This is a genomic window from Bacillus sp. RC240, from assembly GCF_044907945.1.
Taxonomy (GTDB): domain Bacteria; phylum Bacillota; class Bacilli; order Bacillales; family Bacillaceae_G; genus Bacillus_A; species Bacillus_A mycoides.
In genome coordinates, this window is sequence record NZ_JBIYCT010000003.1 from 283,894 (window position 1) to 304,237 (window position 20,344).

The 20,344-nt window shown below is 35.7% G+C and carries 19 protein-coding genes and 1 tRNA gene; 7 read left to right on the forward strand and 13 right to left on the reverse strand.

Annotated elements, in window-relative coordinates:
* Positions 1-194 precede the first annotated feature (194 nt).
* From ABH955_RS13090 to ABH955_RS13110, 5 genes are all read right to left on the reverse strand, one after another.
* The gene (locus ABH955_RS13090; RefSeq protein ID WP_404491161.1) at positions 195-1,073 is read right to left on the reverse strand and encodes a DUF4047 domain-containing protein; all 879 of its coding nucleotides are present in this window, start codon (positions 1,071-1,073) and stop codon (positions 195-197) included.
* Between the two features lie 162 nt (positions 1,074-1,235).
* A complete protein-coding gene (locus ABH955_RS13095) occupies positions 1,236-1,823 on the reverse strand; it encodes a CalY family protein (RefSeq protein WP_002064335.1) in 588 nt (195 codons plus the stop codon).
* Between the two features lie 61 nt (positions 1,824-1,884).
* A complete protein-coding gene (sipW, locus tag ABH955_RS13100; protein WP_113937741.1) occupies positions 1,885-2,454 on the reverse strand; it encodes a signal peptidase I SipW in 570 nt (189 codons plus the stop codon).
* 197 nt (positions 2,455-2,651) lie between these two features.
* Positions 2,652-3,938, reverse strand: coding sequence for a D-alanyl-D-alanine carboxypeptidase family protein (locus ABH955_RS13105; RefSeq protein ID WP_404457260.1), 1,287 nt, complete (start codon positions 3,936-3,938; stop codon positions 2,652-2,654).
* Positions 3,939-4,093: 155 nt separating this feature from the next.
* Complete coding sequence (locus ABH955_RS13110) at positions 4,094-4,321, reverse strand: hypothetical protein (RefSeq protein ID WP_002064332.1); 228 nt, start codon at positions 4,319-4,321, stop codon at positions 4,094-4,096.
* A 283-nt stretch (positions 4,322-4,604) separates the two neighbouring features.
* On the opposite strand from ABH955_RS13110, the gene ABH955_RS13115 reads away from it, so the two are divergent.
* Positions 4,605-4,829: a hypothetical protein gene (locus tag ABH955_RS13115; RefSeq protein ID WP_113937739.1), complete on the forward strand. Its 225-nt coding sequence runs from the start codon at positions 4,605-4,607 to the stop codon at positions 4,827-4,829.
* 190 nt (positions 4,830-5,019) lie between these two features.
* A tRNA-Val gene (locus tag ABH955_RS13120) sits at positions 5,020-5,092 on the forward strand.
* 655 nt (positions 5,093-5,747) lie between these two features.
* Here the strand turns inward: ABH955_RS13120 and ABH955_RS13125 are convergent.
* From ABH955_RS13125 to ABH955_RS13160, 8 genes are all read right to left on the reverse strand, one after another.
* Positions 5,748-6,989 (reverse strand): ABC transporter permease, encoded by a 1,242-nt coding sequence (locus ABH955_RS13125; RefSeq protein ID WP_002135049.1) that lies wholly within the window; start codon positions 6,987-6,989, stop codon positions 5,748-5,750.
* A complete protein-coding gene (locus ABH955_RS13130; RefSeq protein ID WP_098635429.1) occupies positions 6,982-7,881 on the reverse strand; it encodes an ABC transporter ATP-binding protein in 900 nt (299 codons plus the stop codon). The genes ABH955_RS13125 and ABH955_RS13130 overlap by 8 nt, the downstream gene beginning before the upstream one ends.
* Positions 7,882-7,913: 32 nt before the next feature.
* On the reverse strand, positions 7,914-8,072 hold the full coding sequence (locus tag ABH955_RS13135) for an SDR family oxidoreductase (RefSeq protein WP_404457255.1): 159 nt from the start codon (positions 8,070-8,072) through the stop codon (positions 7,914-7,916).
* Positions 8,073-8,120: 48 nt separating this feature from the next.
* Positions 8,121-8,318, reverse strand: coding sequence for a hypothetical protein (locus ABH955_RS13140; protein ID WP_404457304.1), 198 nt, complete (start codon positions 8,316-8,318; stop codon positions 8,121-8,123).
* 49 nt (positions 8,319-8,367) lie between these two features.
* Positions 8,368-8,721, reverse strand: a complete 354-nt coding sequence (locus tag ABH955_RS13145; RefSeq protein ID WP_404457253.1) for a hypothetical protein — start codon at positions 8,719-8,721, stop codon at positions 8,368-8,370.
* Between the two features lie 134 nt (positions 8,722-8,855).
* The gene (locus ABH955_RS13150; protein ID WP_002086895.1) at positions 8,856-9,038 is read right to left on the reverse strand and encodes a DUF3976 domain-containing protein; all 183 of its coding nucleotides are present in this window, start codon (positions 9,036-9,038) and stop codon (positions 8,856-8,858) included.
* Positions 9,039-9,066: 28 nt separating this feature from the next.
* On the reverse strand, positions 9,067-9,444 hold the full coding sequence (locus ABH955_RS13155) for a hypothetical protein (RefSeq protein WP_001109902.1): 378 nt from the start codon (positions 9,442-9,444) through the stop codon (positions 9,067-9,069).
* Positions 9,441-9,656, reverse strand: a complete 216-nt coding sequence (locus ABH955_RS13160) for a helix-turn-helix transcriptional regulator (RefSeq protein WP_002135046.1) — start codon at positions 9,654-9,656, stop codon at positions 9,441-9,443. The genes ABH955_RS13155 and ABH955_RS13160 overlap by 4 nt, the downstream gene beginning before the upstream one ends.
* Before the next feature lie 826 nt (positions 9,657-10,482).
* Between ABH955_RS13160 and odhA the strand changes: the two genes are divergently transcribed.
* The 5 genes from odhA (at position 10,483) to ABH955_RS13185 (ending at position 20,315) form a co-directional block, all read left to right on the forward strand.
* Positions 10,483-13,350: a 2-oxoglutarate dehydrogenase E1 component gene (odhA, locus tag ABH955_RS13165; protein WP_404457251.1), complete on the forward strand. Its 2,868-nt coding sequence runs from the start codon at positions 10,483-10,485 to the stop codon at positions 13,348-13,350.
* A gap of 129 nt (positions 13,351-13,479) precedes the next feature.
* Positions 13,480-14,739: a 2-oxoglutarate dehydrogenase complex dihydrolipoyllysine-residue succinyltransferase gene (gene odhB, locus ABH955_RS13170; protein WP_404457249.1), complete on the forward strand. Its 1,260-nt coding sequence runs from the start codon at positions 13,480-13,482 to the stop codon at positions 14,737-14,739.
* A gap of 125 nt (positions 14,740-14,864) precedes the next feature.
* Positions 14,865-16,784 (forward strand): putative thiazole-containing bacteriocin maturation protein, encoded by a 1,920-nt coding sequence (locus ABH955_RS13175; RefSeq protein ID WP_404491162.1) that lies wholly within the window; start codon positions 14,865-14,867, stop codon positions 16,782-16,784.
* Positions 16,781-18,730 carry a TOMM precursor leader peptide-binding protein gene (locus ABH955_RS13180; protein WP_404491163.1) on the forward strand — a complete coding sequence of 650 codons (1,950 nt, stop codon included), beginning with the start codon at positions 16,781-16,783 and terminating at the stop codon, positions 18,728-18,730. Before ABH955_RS13175 ends, ABH955_RS13180 begins: the two co-directional genes overlap by 4 nt.
* 22 nt (positions 18,731-18,752) lie before the next feature.
* Positions 18,753-20,315, forward strand: a complete 1,563-nt coding sequence (locus ABH955_RS13185) for a SagB family peptide dehydrogenase (protein WP_113937728.1) — start codon at positions 18,753-18,755, stop codon at positions 20,313-20,315.
* Positions 20,316-20,344: the final 29 nt, after the last annotated feature.

Consider the following 20,344-nt stretch of genomic DNA (forward strand, 5'->3'; position numbering starts at 1 on the left):
TTCATTTTTAATACTATAAGAAAAAGAAAGTAAAACAAAGAGGTGAGGGCTGGCGTTCCCTCACACTCATATAAACATTAATATTTTTTATAACTATTTACAGCTAATGTATTCGCATTCTCTTGCACCACATTATTATTTTCCAGCCGTTTCATGATCCATTTGATCAGACTGTTTTTCTATTTATATTTTTTCTACTCTTCTAGCTTTTTTTGTTCTTCTGCTTTCTTCTGTTCTTCTACTTTCTTTTGTTCTTCTGCTTTCTTCTGTTCTTCTACTTTCTTTTGTTCTTCTGCTTTCTTCTGTTCTTCTGCTTTCTTTTGTTCTTCTACTTTCTTCTGTTCTTCTGCTTTCTTCTGTTCTTCTGCTTTCTTCTGTTCTTCTACTTTCTTCTGCTCTTCTGTTTTCTTTTGTTCTTCTAGCTTCTTCTGTTCTTCTACTTTTTTCTGCTCTTCTAGCTTCTTCTGTTCTTCTACTTTTTTCTGCTCTTCTAGCTTCTTCTGTGCTTCTGTTTCATTCTGCTTCTTTACTGTTTCATCTTTTAATAGTTGTTGTAACGCCTGAATTTGTTCATCAATGGCTTGCAAACTAGCCTCTTTATCAACATAATCACGCTTCTCTTTAATGCTATGAAAACCTTCGTTCACATACAAGGATACTTGCTGAATTGATTCACTTTTATTCACTTTCAATTCTTCTTGTATTTGATTGTAAGGCGTTTCTATTAAAGTATATACTTTTTGTAAAGACTCCTTCTCATAAGCAATTTTCTCACGCCCTTGCTGCCATACAACAATTGCTTGTTCTATTTCTTCAATAGAAGTAACTTTCAATTTCGCTTTCATTTCTCCATACTCATGTCCAATAAGCTGTTTATGTTGCTCAGCTTGCTCTTTTAACGTATCAACTGTTTTCGGAAATATAATCGCTGTAGAAAGAGTGGCTTCTACTTTCGTTTCGTGAATAAATGAAGCTTCTGTATACGTCATCATTTGAGAGCCTAAATAAAACGTAATAGAGCACATACACGGCAATATAAGCATCCTTTTTAATTTGCGAGGTGTTTTCAGCATCTTAATCTCTCCCATCGAACAATGTGTTCTTTATACAGAACGTTACTTTCATTATAATAAAGACCTGTACAAAATGATAGCCATATCCTAGAAAATACATTCCAATCCACGCTATTTAAATGTAAAAGGGGCTATCAAGGTGATAGCCCCTTTTACATTATATTATCTTTCTGTACCATCTGTTTGTTGTGCATCAAACGTCCAAGTTAAATTTAGTTTATCGCCTTGGAATTCATTTTGGTCTTTTTTATTATCAACAAACTCGAATTTCACTGTAAATTTATCTGACTTACCTGCAGAAATACCTTTTTCATCCCAGAACCAAGCAGATAAATCATTGTCTACCGCTGTAAGTGTGTCACCCTTCAATTTATCTAGCGTTGTTTCTTTTACAATTGTTTCATGCTTATCTACATTCTTTAAGAATGTTACTTTAATATGTTTACCAAAATCATCTTTATTGTCGCCCTTCGCATCGCTTACTTTGTAATCTGTTTTTAGTAAAACTTTTTTAATGTCTAAAGAGCCTTTATTTTCTAGTTTAAAATCTCTTTTAATTGTATCGCCAGGCTTTAAATTCGATACATCAACAACTGTCGATGGGTTTGCCGCTAAATCAAGTGTACCAGCCGCAAATGTATTGTTTGACACTTCTTTGTCGCTAAAGAATGCAAATGTTCCTCCACCAACTAATGCTGCTCCTAGTACTGCTGATGCGATACCCATTCCTAATTTTTTCTTTAAAGTCATGTCCAAATCCCCCATAATATATATTTGTTAACTTCCTAATAGGAAGATATAACCAAACTAACTATACGGATTGTTCTACTTTTTTATCTTTCTTTTCTCCGTCGATGCTACGAATAGCGCCAAAAATAGAAATCGCGGAATAACCAAGTAAAAAGACTCCTGGAATAATAAGAAGTAATGCTGCTCCCGCTTTTGAACTCGCATAATTCAGTCCATAACCAAGGTATGGAACTGTAATATCTGCATATTTTCCGATTACATTCTCTGCAAGTACTGGTGCTAAATCTGGTCCGTTGTTGTTATCACCTTTTGTTTCATACATTACTTTTCCATTTGTATCTTTCACACCGATAATACGGTGAGTGATAATTTTGTTATCTTTCTCTTTAAACGTAATAACGTCACCTTTTTTATATTTAGATCCATCTTTCGTAGGCTCTATCGCAATGATGGATCCTGTTAAAAATGTTGGTTCCATCGACCCTGAAAGAACGCTCTTAAATTGATATCCCATAACAGTCGGATCCCCGCCACTCGCTTTTGACGAAATAACTACAAAAGCTAAAAAAACCATCAGTGCAAATAAAACAAATGAGATAACGTTGCTAATAATCTTCCAAACGAATTTCATCATCTCTCTCCCTCTCTGTTGTTTTATATCATTTTGAAATTAATAACGCTCTAATTGTTCTTTAACAAGAACATAAACAAATAATATAACGAACAAATAAGAAATGCAAGGTGAAAATTTACAATTATTAGTTAAATCACTTTTGAAATGCATGCAAAAAAGACCGTGACAAAATCTCATCACGGTCTACTAGCAATTTATTTTTCTTCTGATTTCATCCCTTGGTTATTTCGGCGCAGCACTACATATAAAATCGCTCCAAATAATACAATCGCACCGATCCCAACACTTATCACTTTCACATTCGATACCTTTACTTCAGGTGCAACTGTATCTTTTTTAGGCATCGCAAAAGTAACATCTTCTTTTGAAAGAACATTTATCGTCGCAATTGTTTGATTATTCTTCGTAATATCAACTGCACCAACTATCTCACCACGATGGATTCCCTTATGATACAAAGAGTCTTTATCTAATGAAGCGGCTCGAAAAATAGTTTTCACATTTTTCCCTTCATCTTTCTTAAGCATAAGCTCAGCACTTTTTTCTAACTCAGAATCAACATCTTTATTTAAATATGTTGTCTTTTGATGCCAACTATGTTTATCTAGCACCGTTTGTTTCGTAAATTGCCCAAAAGAATATTCCGCCATCTGCTTTAAATCCTCATAGATTTCAGGTCTTTGAGAAGCCATTACTACATTTATAATACGATTTCCATCTTTCTCATTTAATAAAACGAGCGTATTGCGCGCTTCATTCGTAAATCCTGTCTTACCACCAATGCTATATGGATTTTCAAAATAAGTAGACTTATTAAAAATAGAAACTGTTTGCGTAGATGTCATAACCGTCGTTCTTTTCGTATTCATCGCTTGTAAAATTTCAGGATACTTTTGCACACCTCTCGTAATCATGGCCATATCATATGGCGTCGTATAATGATTTGGATCATGCAATCCATTTGGCGTTACAAAATGGCTATCTTTAGCCCCTAATTGCTTCGCCTTTTCATTCATCATATTAGCGAAATTTTCAACACTTCCTCCAATACGCTCCGCAATCTCATACGACACATCATTCGCACTTAGCACCATTAAAATCATAAGCGCAGTATTTCTATTCACCGTCTCACCAGGTTGAAACTCAATTTGATAATTACTCTTCTCCTGATCTAATGCTAATTGCGAAAATGTAAATTGATCCTCTGGCTTCGTATGCTCCATAAGTAAAATTGCCGTTAACACTTTCGTTATACTAGCCGGAAACGCACGATGATGTGCATTTTTGTCATACAACACATCCCCTGTTTTCGCATCAATCGTAGCTGCAAACTGACTAAAAACATTCGGCCCTTCCGCTGGTGGTGGTGCCACTTGCTCCGGATTCACTCCAACATTCGTCTCAGCATATAACGTCATAGGTGTCAAAAAAAATAAACAAATAACCATAATAAAAGCCGAAATTTTCTTAAAATTAACCATATGACTCTCCCTTTTCACTTTACTTTCACACTCTATAAAATGACTCTACCAATCTATATGTAATTTGTATTAAATTGGAAGAATATTCACTGTTTTTTACTATATCATATTTTTACGATAAATAACATAAATATACAATAAAAAATAAGAAGGAATTACTCTTTCTTATCCTTCTCATCAATCAACGAATCTATTAACTTTTGTCCAGCTTCCTCGGCCGTAATCTCATCCGTCATCCCCATAAATGACCACCCTTTAGAATCGACCCACTCAACGAACTCTTGCAAAAACTCATCATGCGTCACATCCACATCAAGAATCGAACCATCAATCGAAATCGTTCTATTTCTAGACACACGCATCTTGAACGTTTTTCTTACCATTACAATTATTCTCCCTCTACTCCTGAATATTTATAAATATCTTGTACTTCTTTTATACATGATTTCTTGAAAATTGTAAAAAGGATATATTGGCCAATTTGCATATTAAAAATGAAAATCTCTTATTATATAACCCTCACACTACATTCATTTAGTCATAAATTACGGAATACATCCATATAAAAAAACAAACCAACTTACATTATATCACACCAAACACACTTGACTTTAGTACAATGAAATCGAATATATTAGAAAATACCTTAAAATGAGGAGGAACTCCATGGCGCGTTGTACGTATTGTAAAACGAAGTGGAAAATAAAAGATGTATGGTCAATACTCGTGACATTTGAAAAAGATTGTCCGTATTGTTTCGGAAGACAATATCTATCAAAGAAAACATTGAACGCTATGCCAGAACTTATAAGCTTACCTTTACACTTCTTATTCCCTTTTCTTGTTGATTTAAGCGATAAAGGTCCTTTGGATTGGTATCGGAAATCATAATATAACCGGTTTATTCAAAATCCACTTTCAATTAAATGCTCTTCTTATATATTCCTTAATACACTACTAGCCTGATTCCAAATACTTTACCTTTAAAAGATTACCACAAAAATATTGTAAAATTTCAGTTAATTATATATAATTGCTTTAGCATAATTATTAAAGATGCTATTAGATAAGCATTTTTAAAGATCCCGTAGCTCAGCAGGGAGAGCGCCACCTTGACAGGGTGGAGGTCGCTGGTTCGAGGCCAGTCGGGATCATATGAGAAACCCCTTGATAGTCAAGGGGTTTTCTTTATGTAGCAAATCAATATATTATTTTTATAATAAATTTTTTATATACTGTTCAAGATTTGATCAATAGCTCTCTTTTGGTTAACGATTAATTTTTCATATGAAAATAAACTTATGATTTTAAATCTCTTATTAGATTTGAGTCAATATTTTAGACAAAAAAATTCAATCTAAGCTAGCTTTATTTTATTTGATTTACTGCTATTTGTAATATCGTTCACCGTGATATAGCAAAGTGCGATTCTAAACTTGTAATATTATAAATATATTAAAAAATAAGTAAATATATCCTTTTCTTTCAACTTATATTCATCTCGATTGAAACATTGCGTAAGATTCTGTGAGACTTCCGGTTCATCAATCGCTAATATTATATTTCTACCATTTTCCCCTACTTCTTTTCCTCAATTCTTGAGAAAGACATAAATTATATCAATCATCACTCTGCGTTGTTCGCCAAAACTCAATTCTTCACTCTCTTCTTGGGAGCTTTTTAAAGTTTTCTTTGAAAAATAGCCTAATACAATAATTTTTATATTTATTTATATACATTTTACAACAACAAAGAACTACATAGATTAACCATGTAGTTCTTTGTTGTTGTAAAATGAATGGGCTAATCTTATTTCTTCCCTAACTTGATTGCCTTTTTTATATTACTGAATGCACCTTTACCATATAATAATACACCACCGCGGTAAACACGGCTCGTTAAACCAATCATCATACATATTGTTACTAATAGAATCGCTAATGTAAGCGCAATCTCCCATACTGGGATATTGAGGAATCCAATTCGTACGAGCATAACAATAGGAGTAAAGAAAGGTATATAGCTAGTAATGGTAACAACCGTGCTGCTTGGATTTGACATTCCATAAAGCGCGATATACAAAGCAGCAATTAACATAAACATCAGTGGCATAACAGCTTGAGAAGATTCCTCTATACGACTAATAATAGAGCCGAGTAGACAAGATAATGAGCCATATAATAAGAATCCTAATGTGAAGAATAGAATCCCATACACTACTAGAGTAGGAGCAACAGAATTTAAATCAATACTATTTAAAATATCATTTTTCGATTCATTAATTGCTGTTTTATACCCTACAGTTGCGACCAAGCCCCAAATTATTATTTGTGTAATACCTGCCAACAATGTTGAGAAGAGCTTCGCATATAAATGTTTTGTAGGCGAAATACTTGAAACAACTAACTCCATTACACGAGAAGATTTTTCTGTTGCAACATCTGTAGCTAATTGTGCAGCATACATTAATATCATTACATAATTTAGCATGATAAAGGTATTAATTAAAATTCCTACACCCTCTGTATGTTCTCCATCTTTAACCTTATCTGAAACAGTTTTGGTTTGTATTTCTACTGGCGTTGTTAACACCTTTAATTCATCTTGCGATAGATTCAATTGCTGAGCGAAATTAGAAGATTGTATTTGAGATAAAATAGTTTGAACCTTGCTAACATCTTGCTGATTTGTATCTGTCTCAGTTATATACGTAGCCTTTAGTTGTTTATTATCCAATTCCTCTACAACGATTGCATATGTATAATCACCATTTTTAACACCTGATTCTGCTTTTGGTTTATCCGTACTACGTTTAACATGCAATTTACTATCTACATTTTTAAACACTTGATGAATAGTTGTATATAATTCTTCTTTTTCTGTAACAATGACAACTTGCTCTTCCTCGTTACCTACAAAATAGTTATAAATTTTGTCAAAATTCATCAATCCTATAATTAACATAGAAATTATGATTGTAATAGCAATATATGATTTAGCTTTTACCTTAGATTTATAGTTTTGTAAAAAAATCGTCCAGAAACTATTCATGCTGTGTACCTACTTTCTCAATAAAGATGTCATTTAGTGTAGGCTCTTCTACTGCGAACTTTTTAACATACCCTAATTTCGTTATCTCTTTAAATAAAACATGCGAAACTTCTTCATATGAGATTTTAAGAGTAACTGCATTCTTACGTTTCTTCATACTTTCTACACCTTTTATTTCTTTCAAATGGTCAAAGTCATGATCGCCAACGATTACAACATTCTTTTTACCAAAGTCACTTTTAATTTTGGCAATGTCTCCTTGAACAACAGGTACTCCTTTGTGCATGATACAAATGTGTTGGCATAATTCTTCCACATGTTCCATACGATGTGAACTAAAAAGAATCGACGCCCCTTGTTTTTGCATATCAAGAACAGCTTCTTTTAACATTTCAACATTTACTGGATCTAAACCACTAAATGGTTCATCTAAAATTAAGAGTTCAGGCTTATGTATAATCGCTGTTATCAGCTGAATTTTTTGCTGATTCCCTTTTGAAAGTTCTCCTACCTTTTTGTTCAGATACTCAGTTATATTAAAACGCTCCAGCCAATAGTGAAGTTCTTTTTCTGCATCTTTACTTTTCATGTTCTTTAATTTTGCAAAAAAGTTAACCTGTTCTTTGACAGTCATTTTCGCATAAAGCCCACGTTCTTCTGGTAAATACCCAATCTTATCCGTAACATCATAATTTATAGGTTTACCATTCCATGAAATGGTTCCGCTTGATTTCGATAAAAGTCCAAGTATCATTCGAAATGTAGTCGTTTTACCTGCTCCATTCCCGCCCAAGAATCCAAATATTTCACCTTTTGGTATCTCGATATTCAAATTATTCACTGCAACATGTTCGTCAAATTTCTTTATTAAATCTTTAATTAGTAAACTCATTATCCACACCCTTAATTCCCAAGATGATTTATTTATACAATTGTATATCCATAGTCAACAACAATATTTTGACCTCTAATGGCATCGCTTTTATCAGACATTGAAAATAAGATGACGTTTGTAACATCTGAACTTCTAATAATTTCCCTATATGGTATTTTTTTCGACAACTTATTTCCTTCAAAAATCATTCATTACCAACAAATGTTATATTTTCCATTATAAGTTTAGCATAAGATTTAGAATAACCAATATGCAATTTTGCATATTTTAATATTTTTATAAGGTATTTCTTTGAAAAAATTTTCGTTATGTACTTTAAAACAGCTTATTATTGCGCCACCATTTAAGTTTTGTTCCTTAAACGTGTTTATAAGCTGCTCAACAGATGAGTCATTCGTTTTTATTTTTTCAAAAGTTCCTGCTTTCCATCTCATAACGCTCACTACTCTCTATTAAAAATTTATTTTTTCATTATTATAGTACTTACTTTAACATCGGCCTTACTACTCTACATTCTTCACTATTAGGTTCTTTTGCGAGTATAGGCGGCCTTTCATCCTCTTCTTCTAAAATCATTTCAAATACTTCTGTTTTTTCTTGTAATATGTTGGATTCACTATCTTTAGTAGGCTGTTTGCTCGTTTCAGTTTTCTTTGTTACTTCACCAAGTCTTTGTCCGATTTCTTCTGCTTTGGCAGGTTCATTCGTAACGTAGTATTCTTGGTTCTCCCATACTAACATAGGTGGCACTTGTTCTCGTTTGTTACATATTATATAAGTAATACTAGCTACAAGTAGTAAACATGTTAATAAAAAGAAGATAGCTTTTTTATTCATATACTATTCTCCTTATCTATCATTTTATTTGATTATATAATAAAAGATATAGATAAAAAATGGATTTTATGGTAATTTTTAGTTTTATTTTCAAAAAGAAAAACCTTACAAAAGTAAGGTTCCATTTTTAAATTCTATAGTGACTGATTTATTAAAACGATCATTACGATAATCGCTATAAACATAACAACTAAACAGCCGATCATTTTATAAAATCCTCGTTTCGTTAACGTTCCGCCTTGAACGTCTTTACGAATAAATAAGAATACCGCTAAAAATAATACAAGCCCCATGCCAAAAGCGTACATCATTTGCATATGTTAATCTTCCTTTCTCTATTACATCTTAATATCTTTTCGATAAAACAACAAACGATATAAAAACTGTACTCATCGTGAGTGCCATAAGTATGTTCAATAGTTCAGTAGCAGATAGTGTAAGTATTTTTAAGTTTAAGCCGATAGAGAAAAGAAGATAATATGCGGTTAGTGCAAAAAAGGTCACGAACATCCCTTTATAACGAATAAGCTTCATTCGCTCGTCTTTTTCTTTAAATTGTGGGTGCAAGTAACTTAGGCAGAAACTCATAATCATCATCCCAAGCAATGGATAAGTTATAGCTGGCGGTGCAGAATGCGTCATTATACCTGTTAATATCATAAATCCACTCATAAATAGAAAAATAATCCCCATAATTACAAAGTACTTTTGTGAATAATTCATCCTTTCTCCTCCTCTTCTTTTCCCTCATAAATAAATACATGTTCTATCGTTGTCTGAAATGTTTTTGCAATTTCAAATGCTAACGGAAGTGACGGATCGTATTTCCCTTTTTCAATTGAGATAATGGTTTGTCTGGAAACTCCAAGTTTCTCAGCCAATTTTTCTTGAGATAGTCCAAGTTTTTTTCGATATTCGACCATTTTATTTTCCAAGGAAATTTCTCCCTCCTTCCTTATACCGAGTATATACGTAAAGGAAACTTTACGTCAAGGTTCCTTTACATTCATTTCGTTTATTTTTCATTCTATTTATATAGAAGAAACTTTTTCAAATTCAGCACGTCTATTTTGAAATGAAACATGGAACAATGTATATAGCCGTTACTATATCTCCTCCCCGTTTTTATGAAAATTTAATATCTCCATATTTGTTTTATCCTTTTAAAATGTTTCATTCTGCTCTTTATCGAGTGAAATGCGCTATTGTTTTTACGTTGTTTTTCGCCATATTTATAGAAACTAACGGTTTATGAAGCATTTTTTATGTATAGCCACTTTTTTTGTAGAAATCCTTCATTTTCCTTTCGATATTTAACACTATCGAGATAAAGTTTATGGTAAATTCATAATTTTTTATTTTTTATACTATATTCCGTTATATTGTTGTATAATATCAATGAAAGCGCTTATTATTCCAATATACATAATTCGAACTAAACTTTATCGAAACATTCTGATAGTTATACTTATATTTAAATGCAACAATTATAGGTATTAATGTAGGTATACCAAATATATCCACCCCGTTTTCCCGTGAAATTACTTTATAACATGAAAGATTAACTTGGGTGATAAGTTATTGTGAATGTTTTTTTACAAAACAGATAAGTAATAGTGTTTGGTATTATGTAAATTATTGTAATAACATAAGAGTAAAGAAAAACATTTACATTGATTATTGGTTCATCAATTATTGAAAAGAGCAAAATGCACCTTTTTGTATGGAAAAAGGATTATATGCATTGGGAGGTTTAAACAAATGACGAGGAAGAATACAACGACAAACCCTTGGGCCAAGTTCCATGGTCCGAACCTTGGTTATGTTATTGAACAGTATGATCTTTACGTAACTGGAGCAGGTTCTGTTGATCCGGAATTACAAGAGCTTTTTGAAATTTTTGGAGCTCCTTCGTTTCAAGATGATGTCGTAACAGGGGACAACACAGCAACACATTTTTCTCCTCAAAACACAGGGAACATTGAAAAGATTCTTAAAGTCGTTCAACTTGTTGAACAGATTCGTTCTTTCGGGCATACATTGGCTCACATTAATCCGATGGAAGATGCTGCAAACGGACAATCTCTTATCGAGAAAACAATGAACGAACTGAGCGATGCTGACTTGAAAGCGATTCCAGCAAAAACAGTATGGCAAGATGCACCAGAGGGTATTCACACTGCACTTGATGTAATTCATAGATTAAAAGACGTTTATACAAAATCTTTAGCTTATGAATTCTCACATATACAAGATAGTGAAGAACGCGCGTGGTTGCATCAAATGGTGGAATCAAATTCATTGCGTCAACCATTATCAAATAAAAAACGAACTGCTCTTTTAAAACGTTTAACTGCTGTTGAAGGTTTCGAGCAATTCTTGCATAAAACATTCGTTGGTCAAAAACGTTTCTCAATAGAGGGCGTTGATATGCTTGTACCTGTACTAGATGAAATTGTTTCTGAAGGTGCTAAAGACGGCGTAGAAGATGTCATGATTGGTATGGCTCACCGTGGTCGTCTAAGCGTACTCGCTCACGTATTAGAAAAGCCATATAATCACATGTTTGCAGAATTCAAACATGCAAAAATAGAAGGTGCAGTGGCAAATGCTGGCTGGACTGGCGACGTGAAATACCATTTAGGTAGAGAACAAGTCGTTGGTAATGAAGAAGTTAGCACTCGTGTTACATTAGCAAATAACCCGAGTCATCTTGAGTTCGTTAATCCTGTTGTTGAAGGTTTCGCACGTGCTGCTCAAGAGAATCGTAAAAAATCTGGTCTTCCAGAACAAGATACTACAAAATCATTCGTAATTTTAGTTCATGGTGATGCTGCATTCCCTGGTCAAGGTGTTGTGTCTGAGACACTCAACTTAAGTAGATTGAATGCGTACCAAACTGGCGGAACTATTCATGTTATCGCAAATAATGCAGTCGGCTTTACGACTGATAGCTATGATTCTCGTTCTACTAAATATTCAAGCGACCTTGCAAAAGGTTTCGATATTCCGATTGTTCACGTGAATGCTGATGATCCGGAAGCTTGTCTTGCTGCTGCAAACCTTGCGATCCAATATCGTACGCTGTTCAAAAAGGACTTCTTAATCGATTTAATCGGTTACCGCCGATATGGTCATAACGAAATGGATGATCCAGCAGTTACGCAACCACAAGTGTACAAAAAAATTAAAAATCACCCAACTGTAAGAGCAATTTATGCAGATCAATTACAATCTGCTGGCGTTCTGAATGCAGATGAGGTTGAAACAATTACTCAGTTTATACAAGAGGAATTAAAGGCTGAATACGCACAAGTGCCACCAGCTGATACGAGTGCTGCAACAATTCACGTTAAAGTTCCAGAGGTTGTTGCAAAAGGAATCCAGCCGATTGACACTGGTGTTTCAATTGAATCACTTCGTGCAATTAATGAAGGACTATTATCTTGGCCTGAAGGCTTTAACGTATATCCAAAAGTGAAGAAAATTCTTGAGCGCCGTAAAGATGCTCTTGAAGAGAACGGTAAAATTGAATGGGCACTTGCTGAATCGTTAGCATTCGCTTCAATTTTGCAAGAAGGTACGCCAATTCGTTTAACTGGTCAAGATTCACAGCGTGGTACATTCGCGCACCGTCATATCGTATTACACGATACTGATACAAACGAAACATATTCACCATTACACCGTTTACCGAACATTAACGCATCATTCTCTGTTCATAACAGTCCGTTATCAGAAGCTGCTGTTGTTGGTTACGAATATGGTTACAACGTATTTGCTCCAGAAACTCTTGTTATGTGGGAAGCTCAATACGGTGACTTCTCAAATACTGCGCAAGCATTATTTGATCAATATGTTTCAGCAGGAAGAGCAAAATGGGGTCAAAAATCTGGTTTAGTTCTTCTATTACCACACGGTTATGAAGGTCAAGGGCCAGAGCACTCTAGTGCACGTCCAGAGCGTTTCTTACAATTAGCTGCTGAGAACAACTGGACAGTTGCAAACTTAACGAGCGCGGCACAATACTTCCATATTTTACGTCGTCAAGCATCTATCTTAGGAACAGAAGCTGTTCGACCGTTAGTGCTTATGACGCCAAAGAGTTTATTACGTCATCCACTTACGCTTTCAACTGCTAGTCAGTTAAGCGAAGGACGTTTCCAATCTGCTTTAGAACAAGAAAACCTTGGTGCGAAACCAAACAAAGTAAAACGTCTTGTTTTAAGTACAGGTAAAATGGCAATTGACTTAGCAGCAGAAATCGAAAGTGGTAAGCATGAGTACAGCCTAGATGAAGTTCATATGGTTCGTATCGAGCAGTTGTACCCATTCCCTGCTGAAAAAGTTCAATCTATTATTAAACGCTTTAAAAACTTAGAAGAAATCATTTGGGTTCAAGAAGAACCTCGTAATATGGGCGCATGGCATTACATGGCTCCAATTCTGTTCGAACTAGCTGGGGATAAAGTGAAAACAGGTTACATTGGGCGCCCGGATCGTTCTAGCCCATCTGGTGGCGATCCATTCGCTCACAAAGCTGAGCAAGAATTAATCGTTGCACACGCTTTAGATGTGAAGTACAACTTCCGTCAAGATAAACAAGAAATTGAAGTTTTCAGCAACTGAAAGTAACAATGAGTTTTTCAGGCTTGGCTATGGCAGATAGTCTGCCACAGCCAGGCTAACAAATGGAGATTACCGAAGATTAAAGAAGACAAAACACACCGTTAGGCAAATAAGGGGAGGACATTTAAAATGATCGAAATTAAAGTACCTGAGCTTGCAGAATCTATTTCAGAAGGAACTATTTCACAATGGCTTATCAACGTAGGCGACAAAGTTGAGAAAGGTGGCAGCGTTGTTGAGCTTGAGACTGACAAAGTCAATGTAGAAATCATTGCAGAGGATTCAGGTATTGTATCGAAGTTACTAGGCGAACCTGGGGATACAGTTGAAGTTGGCGCTACTATCGCAATTTTAGATGCAAACGGCGCAGGAGTTGCAGTAAGTACACCAGCACCACCTGCTGAGCAACCAAAACAAGAAACTACTGAAGCACCTAAAGCAGCAGCTCCAAGTGCTGAACAAAATAAAGCGTTACAAGGTTTACCAAATACAAATCGTCCTATCGCATCACCAGCTGCTCGCAAAATGGCTCGTGAATTAGGAATCGACTTAAACGACGTACGCAGCACAGATCCACTTGGACGTGTGAGACCACATGATGTACAAGCTCACGCTGCAGCGCCAAAAGAAGCACCAGCTGCTCCAAAAAGTCCAGCTCCTGCTCCAGTTGCAAAAACTGAATTCGAAAAACCAGTTGAGCGTGTGAAAATGTCCCGCCGCCGTCAAACAATTGCAAAACGTCTTGTAGAAGTTCAACAAACATCTGCAATGTTAACTACATTTAACGAAGTTGATATGAGTGCAATCATGGAATTACGTAAAGAACGCAAAGATGCTTTCGAGAAAAAACATGATGTACGTCTTGGCTTTATGTCATTCTTCACAAAAGCAGTTGTTGCAGCATTAAAACAGTTCCCATTATTAAATGCTGAAATTCAAGGCGATGAGCTTATCATTAAAAAATTCTATGATATCGGTATTGCAGTAGCAGCTCCAGATGGATTAGTTGTTCCAGTTGTACGCGATGCTAATCAATTGAACTTCGCTGAAATTGAAAGCGAGATTCGTAATTTAGGTCTGAAAGCACGCGATAATAAACTTTCATTAAAAGAGCTACAAGGTGGTACATTTACAATTACAAACGGTGGTGTGTTCGGTTCTCTAATGTCTACACCAATCCTAAATAGTCCACAAGTAGGTATTCTAGGGATGCATAAAATCCAAGTACGTCCAGTTGCGATCGATAACGAGCGTATGGAAAACCGTCCAATGATGTACCTTGCACTATCTTACGATCACCGTATTGTTGATGGTAAAGAAGCGGTTAGCTTCCTTGTTGCTGTTAAAGATATGCTTGAAGATCCAAAATCATTATTATTAGAAGGTTGATAGATTATTAATCTATTAAAGGCTGTAGAATGAATCATTCTACAGCCTTTTTTCATTATGTTCATATGGGACAAATCACACTACATAGACTAACAATGTATGCCTAAAACGTAAGGGGGATAAACATGAATAACCTTCCAGTTCATGCAAAACTTAAAGCAAATAAGGATACTTTCTTCCTCCCCGATTCAAACGGGGGTGTTTACTTTCGAAATAACTCCAGTTCATTCCGTATGGATGGTGATGGAATTTATGACTGGATTGAGAAATTAATGCCTATGTTTAACGGTAATCATTCTTTGACAGAAATAACCGATGGTCTCCCTCTCCCCTATCAAAATCGTGTATTTGAAATTGGAGAGATTTTATATGAAAATGGTTTCATTCGTGATGTAAGCCAAGATGCTCCCCACGAATTAAACAGTGCATTACTCGACAGATATGCTTCGCAAATTGAGTTTTTAGAAGCTGATTCCCATTCAGGCGCTTTAAAATTCGAAACGTACCGCGCAGCAAATGTGCTTATAATTGGTTCTGGCGATATGCTTACTTCCCTAGTTTCTTCTTTATTAGAATCTGGTTTACCTACATTCCATTATCTTGTTACAGATCGTGCTGAAACAAACTACGATCGAATTCATGAACTAAGCGAACGTGCATATGCAAATGATGACAATGTACTTATTCAAGAAATAGATATTACAATTGATCGCCCTTTACATGAAGTATTCGAGCCTTTCGACTGGATTTTATACGTTTCCCAAAATGGAGATATTGAAAGTTTAAGAGCAATCCATACTATTTGTAGAGAGTTTAAGAAAAATTTCATACCAGCTATTTGCTTATCAAGAATTGGTTTAGCTGGACCCGTCGTAACCACAGACCGTGAGGAATGCTGGGAATCAGCTTGGCATCGTCTACACGAAACTACTTTACAAAGTGAAAATCCACCTGAACCTTTCTCACCAATTGCATCTGCAATGTTAGCAAATGTTATCGTTTTTGAGTTATTTAAACATGTCGCTGAAGATTCACATAGGCAGCATAATCCTCAATTCTTTTTATTAAACTTGGAAACACTTGAAGGAAAGTGGCACCCTTTCATAAAACATCTTCTCGCAACCGATGAAATCTTTACAATTGATACGGTGCAAAATCTTCAAGAAAACCTTGCCCAACGTTCCGGACAATATACTTCAACTGAACTTTTTCGTTTTTTTGATACGTTAACTTCTAAAGAAGCTGGCATATTCCACATGTGGGATGAACAAGATTTACACCAATTGCCTTTATCACAGTGCAATATTCAAGTTGCAAATCCATTATCAGACGGACCTACCTCTCCCCTTCCTACTATAACTTGCGGTGGATTAACTCATAATGAAGCACGCCGCGAAGCTGGTTTAACAGGAGTTGAAACATATGTAGCTGAAATGATTCATCGTCTTATCCCCGAACATACTGATATCGGTATTGGTGCTGGGGAAACGATGATAGAAGGTGTATACCGAGCACTCCAAAAACATTTAAATAATAAGCTATATGAACGCCAATCACATATGCTAGAAGAGATTACAGAGCTTTATTTAACCGAAATTCATGATAAACATTGTAGGTTTTACTACGATGCTCTCTCTACAATTCATGAAATACCTAAAGTAGGAATGAGTGAGGAGTTACTTGGTTTTCCTGTCGTTTGGATCGGTATTAATGATAGATGGTATGGTGCGGCAAATATTAATATAACACTCGCATTAAGAAATGCTCTGCAACAAGCACTCCTTCATATTCAAAATGAAGAGATTCCTTATAAAGCTAATATGTTACCGGAATCATCCATTGTTTTATATAGCACGGATTCTGTTAGAGTAGCAATACAAGAAGAGGAAGAAATTCCAGGCGTACAGTCTTTACAAGTTTCTTTGCAAAATTTAGCGGAAAACAACTTGTATCCATTCGTTTTTGATTTAGCTATTGAGTCATTTTTAAGAGACAGCTTAGACGGTGTATATGGAGTATTAATTGCAAAGGAGGATGACCAATGACTCAAAACATACTACTTATAGGAGATGGCCTACTCACAGACTATGTACATGAACAATTGTGTAAGCAATATTCACTCATCCGCCAGCATACAATTACAGAAGCTCTTCCTGAAAACATTCATCTTGCTCTCGTTTTACATGACGGGTCTCCTTCTTCCGTACATCGCGATGCTGAGCTTATCTTTCGCTCAAATAATATTCCGTGGCTTCGCGCGTTTACTTCGTTTGGTGAAGGTATTATCGGTCCTTACGTGAAGCCTCTTACAACTGGATGTTCCCACTGCGCTGATGGACGCCGGTTTATAGCTGGCTTTGATCAAAGAGAAATGTGGGAACTACAACGAAAATATGCATTAAAAGCAGAGAACGTGACGAGGCGTGATGTACGCGCCACCCAAAATGGAATGTTACAAATGTGCCAGCTCATTCATGCTGAAACAGAGAAAATATTAGCTCATGGATATTCTTCTTTAGAAAACGAACTCATTTTACTGGACTTACAAACGTTACAATGTACCCGGAATTCGTTTCTTCCAGACCCTCTCTGTCCGGTATGCAGCAATTTGTCTGACGATACAGCAGATGCAGCGCAAATTTCTTTACAACCAAGTTTGAAAACGAGTACTGCAACGTATCGCTGTCGTTCCATTCATGAGCTAAACACATTTTTAACGAGAGACTATTTAGATTACCGGACTGGTATTTTAAACGGCCAAATGCAACATTCTTTATTACCGTTTGCTGATGTCATTATAAACATGCCGTTACTGTTTGGAAATGAAGGTGTCGCGGGCCGGACTCATTCATTTTCACTTAGTGAAGCAACCGCTATTTTAGAAGGATTAGAACGCTATTGCGGTATGTCGCCTCGTGGAAAAAAAACAAATGTACATGGCAGTTTTCGTGAGCTAGAAGATGTTGCACTGAATCCCCTCACACTTGGTGTACATACAAATGAACATTACAATCGTGATAGTTTTCCATTTAAGCCGTTTGATCCTGATTATGAGCAAAACTGGGTATGGGGATATTCTTTATTACAAAGCAGGCCCCTTCTAGTTCCAGAATCAATCGCTTATTATAGCCTTGGTCATAGAGATGCTTTCGTGTATGAAACATCAAATGGATGTGCCATTGGTGGTAGTTTAGAAGAAGCAATTTTTCACGGCATTTTAGAAATTGTAGAGCGTGACGCCTTTTTGCTCACTTGGTATGCCGAATTACCTCTTCCCCGTCTCGATCTTAGTTCAGCCAATGATACTGAATTGCAATTAATGATTGAACGCTTACGCACAATTACTGGATATGAATTATACGTTTTCAACGCGACGATGGAACATGGTATTCCGAGCATATGGGTCATTGCGAAAAATACAAGGCAAGATGGTATGAATCTCGTCTGTGCTGGCGGCGCACATATGGAACCAATTCGAGCTGTAAAAAATGCAATTCATGAAATAGCGGGCATGTTACTTATAACAGATGAAGAGCTTGAACAAAAAAGAGAGAAATATGAAAACTGTTTACAAGATCCATATCTTGTTTCGCAAATGGAAGACCATAGTATGCTGTATGGATTGAAAGAAGCGGAAGAACGTCTTCACTTCCTTTTACGTGATGATGCTCCGGTGCAAACGTTCCAAGAAATGAATGCATTACAATCATTTGATGTGGATTTAACATCTGATCTTCATCAACTTTTAAACAGGTTACATCAATCTGGACTTGAAGTAATTGTTGTAGATCAAACGGTCCCCCTTATAGAAAAGAACGGCTTACATTGTGTAAAAGTAATTATTCCAGGCATGTTACCGATGACGTTCGGTCACCATCTCACTCGGGTTACAGGACTGGATAGAGTGTATACCGTACCGATGACACTTGGATATTGGGCTGAGCCTTTAACGAATGAAAGTTTAAATCCACATCCGCATCCGTTTCCATAATTCATAGTGAGGGGGAAATTTGATGCAACCTGATACTTTTTTACATCATCTCCATTTTTCTATTAATGAAATTATGTCGTCCGATAAAGATATTGACTGGGAAGACGCACCACTTCCTTATAAATTATATCGAAATTTACCAGTAATCCCTCTCTCTTTAGAAATCCCATTAACTTTGCGGAATTCTTCTACTGAACCTACCTTAGAGGAAATCGGTCATTATCTTTGGTACTCATTTGGTTTAACACAATTATGTCAGCCTACTACTAACCTAGAAAATAATAAAACAACGACTCTATTTCGAAGATTCATCCCTTCTGGGGGTGCTTTATATCCAAATGAATTATATATGTATTTAAAAATTGATCATTATCCAGACGGCATTTACCATTACGACGCCGCGCACCACCGTCTTATCTTACTTCGTGAAGGAAATTTTGATTCTTATCTTACAGAAGCACTCGGCAATCGTTGTAACATACATTCTTGTTTTGGTGCTGCATTTGTATCCACTATGTTTTGGAAAAACTTCTTTAAATACAATAACTTTTCGTATCGTCTTCAAGGATTAGATAGCGGTGTTCTCATCGGTCAATTACTTGAATGCGCAAAACAATTTGGTTATACAAATGGTGTATATTTTCAGTTTCTAGATCGGGCAATGAATCATTTACTTGGACTGTCAGAAGGTGAAGAAAGTGTGTATGCTGTTATTCCTTTAAGTACAGAACCGAATACAGATTGGTTTCATGATGATCATCGTAAAAATAAAACCATTACTTCTCATGACTTGTTGCAGCAAATCCCGCCGTTAACACATGAGCATTTCGTTCGCTCAAAATATGTAGATGAATATCCGATGATAAAAAAAATAAACGCGGCATCTATGATTGAATCAACAGAACACTTCCAAACATTTACCTGTGAAGAACGACAACAATATAGTGCACACGCTATGCAGCTACCTAAAGTGGAACGTTTATCATATGATTTTTTACAACTTTGTAAAAAACGATATTCACCTGATTCTGACTTCATTTTAACGAAATGGGATGCAGCCGAGCTCGCTACTTTACTACAAGAAGCGAGCCTCTCCTTCCCTTATTACAACGACCTTGATGGCAAGTATGTAAATGAAAACGCACGAGTCTCACTATATGGATGCTTTTATAACGTAAAAGACATAGAAAACGGCGCTTACGCTTATAACAGTAGGACACATTCCATACAGCCACTTCGGTACGGAGACCTTCGTTATTCTCTGCAATCCAGTATGACGATGGATAACGTAAATCTTTTTCAAGTACCACTTTGTCTACATGTAATCGGAAATAAAGATTACTATAAAAATAAATTAGGTTATAGAGGATATCGAATTCATCAAATGGAAGCTGGCATGCTCGTTCATAAACTCGTTTTTGCAGCGACTGCGATGGGAATGGGTGGGCATCCTTTACTTAGTTTTGATACAAATTCATGCGATCAATTGTACGGGATAGATGTTGGAAAAGAAACGTCACTTATTCAAATTCCTGTTGGGGCGTATCGAGCGCGAAATTGGCTAAAAGGGTCCTTGCATAATTGAAATTGCACCCTTTGTTCACACAAAGGGTG